Below are 17,125 nucleotides of genomic sequence, written 5' to 3' on the forward strand. Positions count from 1 at the left end.
ATGGGATGGTCATCGGAACCGCAGGCCCGTCACCCGGAGCGGCGGCCGGCCGGCGGCGCCGGCGCCGGTGCCGGCGGGGTGGTGCCCGCTCCAGTCGAGGCCGTCCGGCGAGCCGACCAGCAGGGCGGCGGCCGGGGCCGGCGGGTCGGCGCACAGCCGCTCCACCGTCAGCCGGGACGCGTCGCCCGCGGCGCCCCGTCCGGCCCGGTGGAGCCAGGCGGCGCGCACCACGTTCTCCAGCAGGCCGAGCGGCAGCACGGAGCCCGGGGCCGGGGAGGCGAGCAGCAGGTCGGACATCCGGCCCGGCTCCGCCCGCCCGTACCAGCGGCCGGTCTCCCGGTCGCGCCGCCAGGCCGCCAGCCGGAAGGCGTGCCCGGTCCAGCCGAGCGGGCCGGCCGGTGCCGCGGGGACCGCGTCCGCGGTCCCGAGGTCCGCCGCCGCGGGGACCGCCGGATCCGCCGGGACGGTCGGGTCCGCCGGGTCGCCCGACGGCTCGGCCCGGTAGAGCAGCCCGGCCGAGGCCAGCGGCCGCCCGTCACGCTCCAGGACCACCGCCACCCGCCACGCCCCGTCCGACCACCGTCCCTCGGCACGCCGGACCAGCTCCACCGTCCGCCGCCCGGCGCCCACCCGCAGCGCCCCCACGTCGACGGTGACGTCACGCAGTCCGGCGAACCGGAGCAGGTCGCCGTTCTCCGGCAGCACCCAGTCCCCGGCGGCCCTCAGGTACTCCAGGCAGAGCGACACCGGCAGCGCGGGCTCGCCGTCCACCCGGAAGTCGTCGCAGCACGGCATCTCCTCGGCCCGCAGCACGTGGGCCGTGCTGATCGACCCGTACGGCCGGAAGTGCAGCGGCTCGCCCAGGTAGAAGCGGCTGGAGGCGAGGCGCTCGATCCCGGGCAGCCCCGAGTCCTGCTGGTAGCCGCGCAGCACGGCCGGCAGCATCGCCGGGCCGACGTCGCCGATGAAGGTGGACTCGCCGCTGCCGCCGGCGAGCAGTTCGCGCTTCCAGTGGTGGAGTCCCTCGCGGACGTCGACGGCCGACATGTAGCGCAGGGTGGCCTCGTAGTTGGTGATCATCCCGAGGCGTTCCCAGGTCGGCCAGCAGACCGTCGACACGGGGGTGCGCCGCTCCCGCCCCGGCTGCTCGCCGTCCTGCGAGGCCCACAGCCCGAGCCGGCTCAGCGCCTCGTTGGCGGCCCCGTAGTCGAGTTGGCCGACCATGCCGCCCCAGCGGCCGGTCAGCGAGCCGACGCTGCAGAAGAAGGCCAGCGGCGGACGGTCCGCCACCGCCCGCAGCAGGTTGAGGAAGCCCCCGACCTTGACCCGGACGACCCGGGAGACGATCTGCTCGCTCTTGCCCGGCAGCCGCACCGGGACGTCCACGCCCGCGTTGTGGACGACGCCCACGAGCCGGTCGCCGGCCTCGTCGACGAGGCGGCCGACCTGCTCCGGGTCGGTGATGTCGCAGCGGACGTAGTCGATCCGCAGACCGTCCGCGCGGGCCGCGGCGAGGTTGGCCCACAGCTCGCGGTCCTGGGCCAGCTTCTCCAGCTCGGCCCGGACCTGCGGCACCCGGCGGGCGGCCACCGCCTCCCGCAGCCGCTCGTCCCGGTACCGCCGGAACTCCCGGTCGTCCAGCGCCAGCGCCGGCGTCTCCCCCGCGCCGGGCTCCGCCCCGCGGCCGCTGACCACGACCCGGGCACCGAAGTCCTCGGCGAGCGACCGGGCGAGGGCGAAGCCGATGCCGCGCCCGCCCCCGGACATGACCACGGTGTCGCCGGGCCGGATCGCCCGGCGCGGCGGACCGGGCTGCGCCCGGCGGGCCCGCAGGCTGTAGCGCCGCCCGCCCCGGTAGCCGATCTCGAACGGGCCCCACCGGTAGAGCTCCCGGCCGACCAGGTCGCCGATCTCCTCCGCCGAGTGCGCGGCGGTGAGGTCGAGGATCCGGATGTTGCAGTTGGGGACCTCCCTGGGCAGGCCCTTGGCCAGGCCCGCCCAGAGCCCGCCGAGCGGCTGCTCGACCCGGTCGGGGCCGAAGCCCATCCGGCCGCCCAGCCAGGTGACCGGCAGGTAGAACAGCCGGCCGGCGTCGGTCTCGGCCACCCAGTCGGCGAAGCAGGCCTGGAGCAGCGCGACCGTCTGCAGGAAGGGGCCCTCCCAGCCGTCCGGTCCGCTGCGGTCGAAGGGCTCCTCGACGTTGAGGTCGACGATCCCGTCGATCCGCCCGGCCGCGGCGTGGAAGGCCGCGGCCGACTCGGCGAACCCCCCGGTCCGCCCCCCGGCGGGCGGGGCGAGCCGGTGCACGGTCGCCCCGGCGGCGGTCAGCGCGGCGCCGACCGCGGCGGCGGTGGCCTCCCGGCCGCCGACCACCGCGACCGAGCGCCCGCGCAGCCCGGCCGCGGCGCCCTGCGGGAGCGCGGCGGTCTCCACCGGCTCCCACACGTGGCGCCGCACGGGCCGCACCGAACCGTCGTCCGGATAGTCCACCACCGGCGCGGCGAGGGCCGCGGCCAGGGTGGGCGGTTCCTTCAGGGTCATCGCTTCCTCGGCTCCACGACGAGGCGGATGCCGTCCAGCGGCCGGAACGAGACCAGCGTGCCCAGTGTCAGCGGGTGGTCGGGGACCACCCGCAGCCGGAACCGCTGGGCGACCATCGCCAGCGTCAGGTGCATCTGCACCACGGCCATCTGGTTGCCGATGCACTTGCGCTGGCCGCCGCCGAACGGGAAGTAGGCGTAGCGCGGCTGCCGGGCGCGGTTCTCCTCGGAGAACCGCTCCGGGTCGAAGCGCTCCGGGTCGACCCAGAAGTCCGGGTGCCGGTGGGTGACGTAGGGCACCATGAAGACGCTGCCGCCGGCCGGGACGCGCCAGCCGCCGACCTCGTCCTCCTGGACGGCGTCGCGCGGGTAGACCCAGATCGGCGGGTGCAGCCGCAGCGTCTCGTCGGCGACCATCCGGGTGTACGGGAGCCGGTCCAGGTCGCCGATCCCGGGCGTCCGCCCGCCGAGGACCCGTTCGACCTCCTCGTGCAGCCGCTCCTGCGCCTCCGGGTCCTTGGCCAGTTCGTACAGCGCCCACGCCAGGCCGGTGCCGGTGGTCTCGTGGCCGGCCATGAAGACGGTCATGATCTCGTCGCGGATCTGCTGCCGCGTCCACTCGCCGCCCGACTCGTCGCGCGCCTGCAGCAGCAGGCTGACCAGGTCGGTCAACCCCTCGTGCCGGCCCGCCCGGTGGGACTCCACGATCTCGTCCACCACGTCGTACATCAGCCGGCGGGCCTTGCGGATCCGCAGGTTGTACGGGATCGGCACGACGTCCGGGGTCAGCTGGTTGAGCGTTCCGCGGAAGACCATCGCCTCGATGGAGGTGACCATCGCCGGCCCCACCCGGTCGCTGACCGGGTGCAGGTCGGTGTCGAACATGACCTTGCCGAGGGCGCCGAGGGTCAGCTCCATCATCTCCGGCACCACGTCGACGCCGTTCTCGGCGGACGCCGCCCGCTCCCAGCGGTCGAGCACCGTCGTGGTGGAGTCGGTCATGGTGGTCGCCATGCCGTCGATGGCGGTCTTGTGGAACAGCGGGTTGACCACCCGCCGGTGCTGCTTCCACTCCTCGCCGTCGAGGGTGAGCAGACCCATCCCCATGAAGATCTTGAAGCGGTCGTAGCCCTTGCCGCGGACGTAGTTCTGGTTGTTGTCCTGGAGGACGTACCGGACGTTGTCCGGGTGGTAGTTGAGGTGGACGGTGAAGAACCCCAGCGGCAGCCGGACGGTGTCGCCGTAGGAGCGGCCCAGGTCGCGGAAGAAGCCGGGGGCGTTCCGCTGAAACCTCCGCAGGCTGCCGGGCACGGTCCGCAGGCCGCGCGGTCCCGGTGCGGGGCGCGCGGTCCCGGGCTCCGCAGGGGCGGAGGGGCGCCGCGGGGGGCGCCGTTCGGGCGCGGCCGCCGCGGGCCGCGGGTCGGGGAGGCTCTGCGGAGTGGTCACGGTGCTCCGGGGTTCGGTCGCGGTGCTCTGCGGGACGGTGGTCACCGGCGTCGGCGCACCCGCCGCGCCGGCCTCAGCTTTTCCCATCGGTGCCACCACCCCGCTGCTCTCGGTTTGCTCGGTTTGCTCGGTTTGCTCGGCGCTCTCGGTCTGCTCGGTGCGCTCGTTCCGCTCGGCGCCCGCCGTTCCGGCGGTGGAGGCCGCCGCCGCTTGCTCGGGGGTCAGGAACCGCCCGGTGCCGCGGTCGAGGTAGCCCATCAGCGTCCAGGCCAGGTCCTTCATCTGGAGCAGGACCCGGCCGTCGGGCCGGACCGCGACGAAGCGGTTGCCCGTCCCCGGGGCCCGGCCGTCGGCGTCGGCGTCGGGCAGCACGGCGTAGAGGTCGATCCGGCCGTACCGCTCGGCGACCCGGCAGTCCCCGCCGTGCTCGTAGACGTCGATCCGGCCGATGCCCAGCGGTGCGGCCAGCGGGACCAGGTCGCCGTCGACCAGGGCCAGCACACCGGTCCGCGCGAGGCCGTCGAGGAGCACGACCGGCATCCCGAAGCCGGCGAAGACCCGGTGGTCGGAGGGCAGTCGCAGGTCGTACGTGGCCCGCTTGCCCTCCGGGTGCAGCCGGGTGTCCGCGGTGGACACGAACAGGTCGGTGAGCATCACCGGCGAGCCCGGGCTGTGGTACGGGTCGGGGACCGGGGTCTCGGCCGCCGGGTACCACGGCTTCCAGTCCGGCGCGGCCGGCAGCGATCCCGACATCAGCACCCGCACCTCGAAGTGCAGCCGGTCCTTGACCAGGACGGTGCCGTTGGGCGCCACCACGTCGCCGGTGATCCGCACCGCCACCACGGCCTGGTCGAGGTCGGGCCGCCGGTCCACGACCTCGGCGCGGATCCTCTTCCGCAGCCCCGCCCGGTCCTGTTCGCGGACCTTGAGGAAGTGGTGGAACCGCAGGTCCTCGAAGGCGTAGACCTGCAGGCCGGGCACCAGCCAGGAGGCAGCCTCGAAGGCGATCTCGGTCACGAACGTCCCCGGCAGGGTGGGCACGTCGCCGACCCGGTGGTGCCGCAGGTAGTCGTCGGTCTCCAGGTCGAAGACCCGCTCGAAGGTCACCGAGTCGGCGGCCCGCTCCAGGACCTCACCGAGGTAGAACGAGGCCCCCGCCGGGGCGGCCCCGGGCAGGACGGCCGGCACGCCCGGCGGCACGGCCGCGGGGGCGCCCGCCGACACGGCACCTGGTCCGCCCGCCGGCTGCGCGGCCGCGGCCGGACGCTGCGGTGCCGGACGCTGCGGCGCCGGATGCTGTGGCGCCGGGTCGAGGAACCCGGGCAACAGCCCCTCCACCGCCCGCCGTTCGGCGTCCCCCAGGTGGACGGTGTACGGCGAGGTCTTCGCCAGGTTCAGCTCCCGGACGAAGTGGTGCACGCCCTCCGCGGTGCTCATCGCGGAGTACAGGCCGCTCTTCTCGAAGTAGGCCTTGGTCAACTCGTTCGCCCCGAGGCCCACTTCGCCCCAGAGCGTCCATCCGATCGTGAACTCCTGGGCCCCGAGCACCTGGTGGTGGTAGGTCGCGCTGGTGCCGAGGAAGTCGTTGCCCGAGGCGTAGTCGGCCTCCCCCACCTGGCCCGTCATCCCCAGCAGCGAACCGAAGTTGCACCAGGCCAGCGGCGCCCGGCCGCGCAGGGCGGCCTTGAGGTTGGCGTAGCCGCGGACCTTCAGGTCGCGCACCTGCCGGAACTCCGCCAGGCTCTTGGTCGCGATCGGCGCCGAACGGTTCAGCCCCGCCGCGTTGATGAGGAGGTCGATCCGCCCGCTCTCGGCGTGGACGCGGTCCATGGCGGCCATCACCTGCTCGGGGTCGCCCACGTCGCAGGTGAGGTAGTGCACGGCCGCCGCGCCGCTGTGCGCGGCCATCCGGTCGAGGTTCGCCCGGATCACGCGGGCCTGGCCGATCCGTTCGTACTCCCGGTTGAGCTGCGCCGGGTTGCGGCCGGTCCGCAGCGCGAGCTGCCTGCGGATGTAGTCGGCGCGCCCCTTGGCGAACGCCTCGTCGTCCAGTTCCAGGTACTCCCGGGGGTGGGAGTCGACCGGGTTGCTGCCCAGCACGTACAGCGTGGGCCGGAAGTGCCGGGCGACCTCGGTCAGCAGCTCGGCGGTGATCCCGCGGCCGCCGCCGACCGCGACCACGACGCCGTCGGGACCGAGGACGGCCTCACCCGGCGGCACGAGTTCGCCGGGTTCCGCGGAGAGGGTGACGGTGAACCGCCGCCCGCCGTCGTGGTACGCCACCGGCAGGCCGCGTTCCAGCCCGGACTCGCGGGCCGCCTGCGCCGCACCGGTGCCGGCCTCCCGCACCCCGGTGACCAGCGCGTACGTCAGGCAGTGCGGGTACTCCAGGTGGATGACCTTGAACAGGCCCGTGAACAGGCCCGTGGCGGGGTGCGGCGTCCGGTCGGTCATCGCGCCGAGCAGCAGTCCGACGCAGCTGGCGCCGGCCGGGTCGGCCAGCGCCCCGTGCCGCTGCTGCACCACCAGGAACAGCAGTTCGTGCAGCGCCGTGAGCGCCTCGGACTCCGCCGGCCCGACCGCGTCGGCGGCGGACAGGTCGGTGATCAGCCGGATGTGCCGGATCCGGTGGTCCGGGTCCGCCTCGTCCAGCAGCGCCCGGACGCTCTCCGCGTCCGCCACGTGCCGGATCCCGGGGCCGCCGGGCACGGTGGACAGCACCAGGGTGCCCCCGGGGGCCCCGGCCGCGGTCACCGTCTCGGGCCGGTCGGTCAGGACGACGGTGGGCTCCGCGGGCCAGAACGGCACCTCGTCGCGCACCGGGCGGCCCGGGCTCTCGGTCAGCCCGGGCACCTGCCGGGTGACCAGCAGCGGGTGCTCGTCCTGGTAGTGGCGCTCGTCGTAGAACTCGGACGGCACCTGGGCGCTTTCCTCCGCGGCGGGCGGGGCCGCCGGCCCGGGGGCCGAGACGCGCACCGCGAGGTCGGGCGCGCCGTCCTCACCGCGGCAGACGACCAGCGCGTCGCGCTCCGCCGGTTCCCGCGCCAGCACCTGGAGGACGCCGACCGCGCCCTCGGCGCCCAGGTAGCAGACCGGCCGACCGGCCGACCGGGCCCCGCACTCGACCGTCGGCACCCGCTCCTGCGGACGGCCCGGGTCGGCGACCGGGGTGTCCAGGTAGCCCAGGACGTCGAGCCCGGCGGCGACGGCCGTCTCCTCGGTCACCAGGGCGAGGAGGAAGGCGCCCTCGGCCAGGACCGTGCCGGGGTCGAGCGCGTCGTCCAGCAGCTGTCGCACCTCGTCGGTGCTGTTGCCGTTGATGCCGCCGACCAGCGCCATCGACAGCTCGCCCTGCCGCAGGTAGCGGATGGCGACGTCGATCGCGCTCAGGGTGGAGGTGAACCCCGTGTCGACCGTCATGTTGAGGCCCTTGAGGTCGAAGTAGTTGGCGACCCGGGCCGGGATCACGTTCGGCATCATGCCGGGGAAGGAGTCCTCGTTCGACGGCGGGACGAGCCGCCGCACCTCGGACCTGAGCAGGTCGAGCGCCTGCGGCAGCCAGGGCGCCGACGCGAGCGACGGGTCGGTCCGCAGCGCGAGGGTGAGGTCGTCCAGGTAGCAACGGGTCGCGTAGAGCGTGGCGTTGCGGGTGGCGCCCAGGTGGCCGAGCACCACACCGGTGGTCTCGCTGTTGTCCTCCCAGAACGAGCCGAGGCCGTCGCGCAGCCGGTGCGCGCACTTGAGGATCATCAGCTGGCAGCGGTCGATGCCGCGCATCATGCCGGGGGGCATCCGCACCTGCTGGAACGACGGCAGCGGGTAGGTGTCGCCGAAGGAGAGGCCCTCCGCCGACGGCGTCCCGCCCAGCCAGGACTCGATGTCGTCGGCCTGGTCCGTGCCCGGCACGTGCGCGGTCCGGGCGACGATCGCGATGCGCTGCACCGGGGCGGGGTCCTGCGCCCCGGCGGCCGGCGGCGGCGCGGTCCGCCCGGTGGCGGGCGGCTCCTGGACGACCAGGTGCGCGTTGGTGCCGCCGAAGCCGAAGCCGGACACCGCCGCCGTCCTGCGCCGCCCGCCGCGCGGCCACGGCACGGCCTCGGTGGGCACGACCAGGTTGGAGGAGCCGATCGCGAAGTCCGCCGGGGTCTCGGTGAACCGGTGCTGCGGCGGGATCAGGTCGTACTGGAAGCCCAGCACGACCTCGATCAGCGACGCCACGCCCGCGGCCCAACCGGTGTGTCCGATCACGGACTTGTTCGACGTGACGACCACCGGCGCGGCCCCGGGCCCACCGGTGCCCAGCGTCTCGCGCAGGGTGGTGAACTCCGCCAGGTCGCCCGCGGGGGTGCCGGTGGCGTGCGCGACGATCCAGTCGGGCCGCACGTCCGCCATGCCCGGCCGGTCCAGCGCGCGCCGGATCGCCAGCTTCTGCCCCGCCGCGCTGGGGGCGTAGATGGCCTTGCCCTTGCCGTCGGAGGACGACCCGAAGCTGCGGATGGTCGCCAGCACCCGGTCGCCGTCCCGGCGGGCCTTGCCCAGCCGCTTGAGCACGACGGTCGCGGCGCCGTCCGAGAACAGCACCCCGTCGCTGGCGGTGTCCAGGGAGCGCACCTCCCCGCTCACGGACAGGCCGTTGAGCTTCGCGAAGAGGATCGAACCGCGCGGTCCCACGGCGAACGAGCCGCTGCACACCGCGATGTCGTGGCGCCCCTCCAGCAGGCCCTTGAGGCCGAGGTCCACCGCGTACAGGGAGGACGAGCAGGCGGTGTCCACGAGCAGCAGCTCGGCCTGCTCCGGCAGCAGGCCCCGCATCGCGTTGAGGCCCACCCGGTGCGGGAAGAACTCCAGCGGCTCGGGACCGCTGCGCGGGTACTGCCCGGTCAGCCGCCGCCCGATGGCGTCGAGCGCGGCGGCGCGGTCGGCGGCCGGGAGGCCGAGCCCGTCCAGGATCGGCCCGATCCGGCCCAGCACCCCGGCCCGGACGGTCGCCTCCTCCAGGTGCTGGCTGCCGTCCGCGGTGTAGCCGACCAGGAACGAGCACCGGTCGTCCGCGCCGCGCGCCACGCCTTCCATCGCCTGCATCAGCGAGTGGCGCAGCCACAGCGTGGTCGACTCGACGGAGTCCGGGTCGATCCCGGCCGCGGCCAGCTCCCCGGCCAGCCGCGGGTGCGGCACGAAGTCGGTGATGAACGCCGACCGCTTGGAGTAGGTCTTGTCCTCGTCGCGCTTGTCGGCCGAGTGGAACTTGTCGTTGTCCCAGCGGTCCGCCGGGATCTCCACGAACCGGTCGGCCCCGTGGAGGAGTTCGTGCCAGTACTCCTCCAGGTCGTTGGCCCCGGGCACGACGATGCCCATGCCGACGATGGCGATCTCGTCGTCGTCGCAGTCGTCGAACGACGCGCCGCCCTCGGCCGGGAGGCTCACGGGGGCGGCCGCGGACGCCGGGGTCCGCGCCGGTCCGGCCGGGGTGACGGCCGCCAGTACCGACGCCGGTACCGACACCGGTGCGGCCGCCGGGGCGGGCGGCGCCGTCACGACCGGGACCACGAGGTCGGCCGGGGACGCCACGGCGGCGGCGACGGCCGCGGTGACCGGAGCGGCGGCGGCGAGGGCCTCGGTCAGGACCGGAACGGCCGCGACCGGGACGGCCTTGACCGGGACGGCCGGAGCCGGTCCGGTCACCGCGACCGCCGGTGCGGGCACGATCGCCGAGACCGGCACCGTCGGCGGCACCGGCACCACCTCCGCACGGGGCGGCGAGAGCAGGGCCTGCCCCGTCGAGAGCCCGCCGTCGGCGAGGATCAGCTGCCCGGTGATCCAGCTCGACCGGGGGGACGCCAGGAAGGCCACCACCTCGGCCAGTTCCTCCGGGTGGCCGAGCCTCCCCATCGGCGTGGCCTCGACCGTGGCGCGCTGCATGCGCTCGGCGTCCGGGAAGAGGTCCACCACGTCGCTGTACAGCATGCCGGCCGCGGCCGTGTTGACCCGCACACCGTCGCGGGCGTGGTCGACGGCCAGGTAGCGGGTCATCGCCTCGACGGCGGCCTTCGCCGGCCCGCAGGCCAGGTAGTTGGCCATGACGAACTGCCCGCCGCCCAGGGTGGAGACGTTGACGATGCTGCCCCCGCCCCGCCCGGCCATCAGCGCGGCGGCCCGCTGGGCGCACGCCAGCCCGCCCTTGAGGTTGGTGCCGAGCGCACGGTCGAGCAGCTGCTCCGTGACCTCGCCGCTCGGCACCAGCGCACCGTTGGCGGCGTTGTTGACGAGGATGTCGAGCCCGCCGAAGCGCTCCCCGATCTCGTCGAACATGCGGTCCACCTGGCCGCGCACCGCGACCGAGGCGCGCAGCACGTACGCCTGCCCGCCGGCCCGCTCGATCTCCGCCTGGGTCTCCCGGGCCGGGCCGGGCGAGTGCAGGTGGTTGATGACGACCAGCGCGCCGTCGGCGGCGAGCCGCTTGGCGATGACCTTGCCGACGTTCCGCGCCCCGCCGGTGACCAGGGCGACCTTCCCCCGCAGCTCCCCGGAGACGCTCACGCCGTCCCGCCCGACGCGAGGATCAGGTCCGCGATCTTGCCGAGGGTGTTGTACGCGGCCGGCCGCACGTCCGAGGGGCGCGGCGGCAGCTCGTAGCGGTTGCCCACCCGCACCAGCAGCTCCGTCTGCTTGACCGAGTCGACGCCCAGCTCGGCCTCCAGGTCGGTGCCCTCCTCGAAGACCTCGGCCGGGTACTCCAGCGCCTCGGCGTAGATGTCGGCCAGCTGCCGCACCAGGGAGTCCCGGTCCACGGCCGGCGCCGCGGCCGCCTCGACGACCGGCGCGACGACCGCCTCCGCGACCGCGGCCGACGCACCCGCACCGCCGGTCCGGCCGGCCTGCGCGCCCGCGTAGGTCAGGTACGCCTGGCGCGTGAACTCCCGCACCTCCTCGCCGCGCCCGTTCCAGAACTCCTCGAAGTCCTCGACCAGCACGTCGGACAGCAGCGCGTACCGCAGGTGGTCGGCCGAGGAGTGGCCGGCCGGCGCGGGCTCGACCGCACCGGCCGAGGCGAGCCGGTCGAGGGCCTGCCGCAGTACGGCGGCGCCGCCCGCCTCGGGCAGCAGGGTCGGCACGGTGACCACGGGCGACTCGACGATCCTGCCGACGATCCGGCTGAGCGCGTCCAGGGCGCCGCTCTCGACGAACACCGGCACCGCGCCGCCCGACAGCTGCTCGCGGACGGCGTCGGCGAAGCGCACCCGGCTGGTGAAGTGCCCGGCCAGCAGCTCGGTCAGGACGTCCCCGTCCCGGTAGGCCCGGCCGAGGATGGGCGAGTACACCGCCGTCTCCAGCGGGCGCTGGCGGATGTCCCCGATGCGCTCGGCGAACTTCTCCGCGGCCGGGCCGAGCAGCGGGCTGTGGAAGGCGTAGGGCGACTTGAGCCGGGCGAAGTCGATCCGCAGCACCCCCGCGAGCCGGCCGACCGTGTCCAGCGACTCGGCCCGGCCGGAGAGCACCGTCTGCCCGGCGTGGTTCTCCACCGCGATGCCGGTCAGCGGGTCCCCGACGACGTCGAGGACCCGCTGCGCCCGGTCGGCGTCGGTGCCGAGGGCGGCCATGTAGGCGTCTCCGAGACCGGCCTCACGCAGCGCGATGCTCCGGTGGCAAACGATCTCCGCGCCGTCGGCCGCGGTGAAGGCGCCCGCGGCGACCAGTGCGGCAATCTCGCCGAGGCTGTGGCCGATCAGGACGTCCGGGCGCAGACCGCGTGCCCGCAGCACGGTGAAAGCGGCCGTCGAGACGGCGTAGATGGCCAGCTGGAGCGCTTCCGGGGCCTCCCGGAGCAGCTGCGCGGTGTCCGGCGTCCGGGCGTCGAACAGCTGGTCAACGGCCTCGCCGCCGAGCAGCGGCCGGGCAGCGTCACGGATGTCGGAGAGGACCGGTGCGACCTCGGGGAATTCGTCCCGGAGATCGGCGAGCGCACGGCCGTAGAAAGCGCCCTGCCCCGGGAAGAGAACGGCGATCGGAGTTTTAGGCATGATGCACACTTCCCCCATACTCTTTTTTGCGTGATCAGCTGTGCCGGCCGAGCGCGGAAATCCTTCGGCCGAGAAGACCGTATTCGCGCCCCGGCCGGGCGGCGAGCCGCCTCCGGATAATTTCTGGTTAACTCGGGAAGCAGCCTGAGCCGGAATATCGATAACGCCGGAAACGGGTCAGAGGGCCGCGGCGCCCGGCGGCGCAGGCATGGCGCAGCCCGGCCCACGCGCTCCGACGGCGCGGGACACGGCAAAGCAACTGGCAAGAAACCCAGAGTTGTTGGGATCAACCGACGTCAAGAGGCACGAGACGGCCACCCACCGCCCCTGACTGCCCGTCGGCCGAACGGCCTGAATGGCCGGGCCTACTCCCGGGATTGGCAGACACTGCCAAATTCAACGTTCAATTTTCCCCCGTATCGTTGCATGCCGAGTCGGCACGACGACTCATGTGCATTCACCCTAGGAATCCGGATCGGACGAAGTCAAGGACTTCCCGGGTGCGACCAGCCGGTAACATTCGCGACCTGCGGCGGAGCACTCCGAATTTTTCGCGGCGGGCGTTCCGGTATCCAGTCCATGACAATCCGACGGGTCGGTCGGCGGCTTTCCCGGCCGCACCGGCGGCGCCGGCCGGGAAACGGCGGGGCGGACGCGGCCCGGCGCGGCGGAGCACTCCGGGTACGGTACGCCCCCGCCCGGTCACCGAACGTCATCGGCCTTCCCTGCGGACCGGTCTGACCCGCTCGGCGCAACAGGAATCGTGGCGCGCGCCCCTTGTTCGCAGACTCGGAGGCGGGGGTGGACTCCCGGGGGTGGACTCCCGGGGGGCGGACCCACACGGAAGAGGCATCCTCATGAGCAACGGTCTTCGCCACGTCGTCGCGGTGGTCGCGGTGGCGTCGGTCGGACTCGGCCTGGCGGCCTGCGGCAGCGCCAAGGAGTCGACCGGCAGCACGTCCTCGGGCAGCGCGGCCTCGGGCAGCGCCGCCTCGGGCGGGACGATCAAGATCGGCCTGCTGCTGCCGGAGACCAAGACGACGCGGTACGAGCAGTTCGACCGCCCGCTGATCGAGCAGAAGATCAAGGAACTGGCGCCGACCGCCCAGATCGACTACTACAACGCCAACGAGAACGCGACGACCCAGCAGACCCAGGTCGACACCGCCCTCACCAAGGGCGACCAGGTGCTGATCCTGGACGCCGTCGACTCCAAGTCGATCCAGTCCTCCGTCCAGAAGGCGCACGACGCCGGGGTCAAGGTGATCGCGTACGACCGCCTGGCGCAGGGCCCCGTCGACGCCTACGTGTCGTTCGACAACAAGAAGGTCGGCGAGCTCCAGGGACAGGCCCTGGTGGCGGCGGTCGGCGACAAGGCGAACGCCGGGCAGATCATCATGATCAACGGCTCGCCGACCGACCCCAACGCGGCCGACTTCAAGGCCGGCGCGCACAGCGCGATCGACGGGAAGCTCCAGATCGGCAAGGAGTACGACACCCCCAACTGGGACCCGAACAACGCCAACCAGGAGGCCGCCGCGGCGATCACCGCGATCGGCGCACCCAACGTCGTCGGCGTCTACTCGGCCAACGACGGCATGGCCGCCGGCATCGCGACCGCGCTCAAGGCCGCCGGCATCAGCGTTCCGCTGACCGGCCAGGACGCCCAGCTCGACGGCGTCCAGCGGATCCTGGCGGGCACCCAGACCATGTCGATCTACAAGCCGTTCAAGCCGGAGACGGAGATCACGGCCGAGATCGCGGTCGACTTCGCGGAGGGGAAGACGCCCCCGCCGGCGCTGCTACCGACCACGGTGACCAACGGCAGCGGCAACACCGTGCCGGCCAACCTGATCACCCCGGTCGTGCTGACCAAGGACAACATCAAGTCCACGGTGATCGCCGACGGCCTCTACACCGCGCAGCAGATCTGCACCCCCGACTACGCCGCGGCCTGCGCCGAGGCCGGCATCTCGTAGCGGACCACCGCCCGGCCCGGGCCTCCCCGGGCCGGGGCACCCGGCCCCCGCCCGGCGCCGGACCACCCGGCGCCGGACCCTGCAATCCGTAGACGCCCCGCCCTCCCCCGGGGAGGCGGGGCAAGGGAGTTGGTCACTGTGGCAGGTGAGACCGTCCTGGCCCTGCGCGGGGTCTCCAAACGGTTCGGCGCCGTCCAGGCGCTCACCGACATCGAACTGGAGGTGCACGCCGGCGAAGTGCTCGCGCTGGTCGGCGACAACGGCGCCGGCAAGTCGACCCTGGTCAAGGCGATCGCCGGCGTGCACCAGCCGGACGAGGGCGTCATCGAGTGGAACGGCAGGCCGGTCTCCATCCACCGGCCGCAGGACGCCCAGCACCTGGGCATCGCCACCGTCTACCAGGACCTCGCGCTCTGCGACAACCTCGACGTGGTCGGCAACCTCTTCCTCGGCCGGGAGATCCGGCGCTTCACCGTGCTCGACGAGGTCGAGATGGAGAAGCGCTCCCGCGAACTGCTGGACACCCTCTCCATCCGCATCCCCAGCGTCCGCATCCCGATCGCCTCCCTCTCCGGCGGCCAGCGCCAGGTGGTGGCGATCGCCCGCGCACTGATCGGCTCGCCCAGCGTCGTGATCCTGGACGAGCCGACCGCCGCGCTCGGCGTCGAACAGACCGCCCAGGTCCTCGACCTCGTCGAGCGGCTGCGCGAGAACGGCCTCGGCGTGATCCTGATCAGCCACAACATGGCGGACGTCATGGCGGTCGCGGACACCGTCGCGGTGCTCCGCCTCGGACGCAACAACGGCGTCTTCGACCGGCGCTCCACCACCCAGGAACAGATCATCTCGGCCATCACCGGTGCCACGGACAACGCCGTGACCCGTCGGCAGGCCCGCGGCACGGAGGGCACCCAGTGAGCAACGACACGCCCGGCGGCGACCAGGGCCGCCACCACGTCCCGCTGCCCGAGGACAGCATGCCCAAGGGCGGCGTCAACGCACCCGTCCCGGTGGCCGCGGAGGCGACCCCGGCCGTCGACCCCCGGCTGATCGTCCGGCAGGAGGGCATCAAGGGCTACCTGGGCGAGTTCCGCCGCCGCCTCAGCAGCGGCGAGCTCGGCTCGCTGCCGGTGGTCCTGGCGCTGATCGTGATCTGGGCCGTGTTCGGCAGCCTCAACAGCAGCTTCCTCTCCGCGCAGAACCTCTCCAACCTGTCGCAGCAGATCGTCGGCACCGGCATGATCGCGATCGGCGTGGTCTTCGTCCTGCTGCTCGGCGAGATCGACCTGTCGGTCGGCTCGGTCAGCGGCCTGTGCGCGGCGATCTTCGCGGTCATGAGCGTCACCCACGGGATCAACCAGTGGGTGGCGCTGATCGTGGCCGTCGCCGGCGGCGCCGTCGTCGGCCTGATCCAGGGCCTGTTCTTCGCCAAGGTCGGCGTGCCCGCCTTCGTCGTCACCCTCGCCGGCAACCTCGGCTGGAACGGCGCCATGCTCCAGATCCTCGGCTCCAGCGGCACGGTCAACCTCCCCGGCGACGACATCGTCTCCAGGCTGTACAGCACCATCTACAGCCAGCAGGCCGCCGCGTACGGCGCGGCCCTGATCGGCGTCGTGCTGTTCCTCCTCGCCTCACTGGTCGACACCCGCCGCCGCCAGCGCGCCGGAGTGCCCTCCCGGCCGCCCGCCGACATCGCCCTGCGCACCGCGGTCCTGGCGGTCATCGCCTTCCTGGCGGCCTACACGCTCAACCAGTACAAGGGGCTCCCGCTGGCCCTGCTGATCTTCCTGGTCTTCATCGTGGTGCTGGACTTCGTGCTGCGCCGCACCCGCTACGGCCGTCAGGTGTTCGCCCTCGGCGGCAACATCGAGGGCGCCCGCCGGGCCGGCATCAACATCTCCTGGACCCGGATCAGCGTCTTCATGATCTGCTCCACCATGGCGGGCATCGGCGGCCTCTTCCTCGCCGCGCAGATCCAGTCGGCCAGTCAGACCTCCGGCGGCGGCAACCTGCTGATGAACGCCATCGCGGCGGCGGTCATCGGCGGCACCAGCCTCTTCGGCGGCCGCGGCACCACCTGGTCGGCCCTGCTCGGCGCCCTGGTGATCGGCTCCATCCAGTCCGGCATGAACATCCAGGGCCTCAGCAACGCCATCCAGTTCATGATCACCGGCGCCGTCCTGCTGGCCGCCGTGGTCATCGACTCCCTGGCCCGCCGCACCCAACGGGCCGCCGGCCGCGCCTGACCCCCGACCGCCCCACCCCGCCCACCACAAGCAAAAGCCCCAGGTCACGGCGAGTGAGTCCTGGGGCTTCCACAGAGCCGCCTATGGGATTCGAACCCATGACCTACGCATTACGAGTGCGTTGCTCTGGCCAACTGAGCTAAGGCGGCACCGCTGCCGGAAGTGACGGCAACGCGGGTCAGTCTACACAGGTTTCGGCGGTGATCCGTACCGGGTGGAGCGGGGGCGGTCAGGCGGAGGAGACGGCGAGTTTGGCGGCGAAGCCGGCGAAGAGAGCGGCGACGCCGCTGGTGAGGCCCGCGGAGAGGCGCTTGCGGCGGCGGAAGGCGGCGGAGAGCGTGGTCCCGGCGAAGATCAGGAGGGAGAGGTAGAGCACGCTGAAGGTCTGGAGGATGCCGCCGAGGAGGCCGAAGGAGAGCACCGGGCTGCCGTAGGAGGGGTCCACGAACTGCGTGAAGAAGGAGAGCAGGAAGAGGATCGCCTTGGGGTTCAGCAGGCTGATCACCAGGGCCCGGCGGAACGGGCGCTCGGTGGGCTCCGGGGCGGCCGCGGCCTGGTCCGGGGCGTCACCGGCGGTGCGGTGTTCGCGCCAGAGCCCGCGGGCGGCGCGGAGCATGCCGATGCCTATCCAGAGCAGGTAGGCGGCGCCGCCGAACTTGACCACCGCGAAGACGGCCGGGTTGGCCTTCAGGAGCGAGGAGGCACCCAGGGCGGTGAGGCTGATCAGGGTGAAGTCGCCGACGAAGACCCCGGCGGCGGCGGCGTAGCCGGTGCGGACGCCCTTGCGGGCGGCGACGGACAGCACGTAGAGGGAGTTGGGGCCGGGGAGGAGGACGATGACGAGGGCGCCGAGGACGTACGTCGCCAGGTCGTTGACTCCGAGCACGGGGGGCTCC

7 protein-coding genes and 1 tRNA gene are annotated in these 17,125 nt (G+C 73.4%); 3 read left to right on the forward strand and 5 right to left on the reverse strand.

Features of this window, described 5'->3' with window-relative positions; all coding sequences use genetic code 11:
• Positions 1-9: 9 nt before the first annotated feature.
• From OG550_RS17025 to OG550_RS17035, 3 genes are read right to left on the reverse strand one after another with little or no spacing between them, the layout of a single operon-like run.
• Positions 10-2,541, reverse strand: coding sequence for a KR domain-containing protein (locus OG550_RS17025; protein WP_327678443.1), 2,532 nt, complete (start codon positions 2,539-2,541; stop codon positions 10-12).
• A complete protein-coding gene (locus tag OG550_RS17030; protein WP_327678445.1) occupies positions 2,538-10,523 on the reverse strand; it encodes a cytochrome P450 in 7,986 nt (2,661 codons plus the stop codon). The genes OG550_RS17025 and OG550_RS17030 overlap by 4 nt, the downstream gene beginning before the upstream one ends.
• Complete coding sequence (locus tag OG550_RS17035) at positions 10,520-12,004, reverse strand: acyltransferase domain-containing protein (protein ID WP_327678447.1); 1,485 nt, start codon at positions 12,002-12,004, stop codon at positions 10,520-10,522. Before OG550_RS17035 ends, OG550_RS17030 begins: the two co-directional genes overlap by 4 nt.
• An 857-nt stretch (positions 12,005-12,861) precedes the next feature.
• Here OG550_RS17035 and OG550_RS17040 point away from each other — a divergent pair.
• The 3 genes from OG550_RS17040 to OG550_RS17050 all read left to right on the forward strand — a co-directional run bounded on the left by OG550_RS17040 (position 12,862) and on the right by OG550_RS17050 (position 16,229).
• Entirely contained in the window at positions 12,862-13,983 is a 1,122-nt protein-coding gene (locus tag OG550_RS17040) for a sugar ABC transporter substrate-binding protein (RefSeq protein WP_327678449.1), read from the forward strand.
• A 138-nt stretch (positions 13,984-14,121) separates the two neighbouring features.
• Complete coding sequence (locus OG550_RS17045; protein ID WP_442906009.1) at positions 14,122-14,901, forward strand: ATP-binding cassette domain-containing protein; 780 nt, start codon at positions 14,122-14,124, stop codon at positions 14,899-14,901.
• Positions 14,902-14,960: 59 nt separating this feature from the next.
• Complete coding sequence (locus tag OG550_RS17050) at positions 14,961-16,229, forward strand: sugar ABC transporter permease (protein WP_327683935.1); 1,269 nt, start codon at positions 14,961-14,963, stop codon at positions 16,227-16,229.
• Between the two features lie 75 nt (positions 16,230-16,304).
• Here the strand turns inward: OG550_RS17050 and OG550_RS17055 are convergent.
• Both OG550_RS17055 and leuE read right to left on the reverse strand, forming a co-directional pair.
• Positions 16,305-16,378, reverse strand: a tRNA-Thr gene (locus OG550_RS17055).
• Between the two features lie 80 nt (positions 16,379-16,458).
• On the reverse strand, positions 16,459-17,115 hold the full coding sequence (leuE, locus tag OG550_RS17060) for a leucine efflux protein LeuE (RefSeq protein WP_327678452.1): 657 nt from the start codon (positions 17,113-17,115) through the stop codon (positions 16,459-16,461).
• Between the last annotated feature and the right edge of the window lie 10 nt (positions 17,116-17,125).

The sequence above is a fragment of the Kitasatospora sp. NBC_00458 genome (assembly GCF_036013975.1).
Classification (GTDB): domain Bacteria; phylum Actinomycetota; class Actinomycetes; order Streptomycetales; family Streptomycetaceae; genus Kitasatospora.

Excerpts from the sequence above, each read along its gene's own strand:
- OG550_RS17025 (WP_327678443.1), bottom strand. The coding sequence starts at position 2,541 with ATGACCCTGAAGGAACCGCCCACCCTGGCCGCGGCCCTCGCCGCGCCG.
- OG550_RS17035 (WP_327678447.1), bottom strand. The coding sequence starts at position 12,004 with ATGCCTAAAACTCCGATCGCCGTTCTCTTCCCGGGGCAGGGCGCTTTC.
- OG550_RS17040 (WP_327678449.1), top strand. The coding sequence starts at position 12,862 with ATGAGCAACGGTCTTCGCCACGTCGTCGCGGTGGTCGCGGTGGCGTCG.
- OG550_RS17050 (WP_327683935.1), top strand. The coding sequence starts at position 14,961 with ATGCCCAAGGGCGGCGTCAACGCACCCGTCCCGGTGGCCGCGGAGGCG.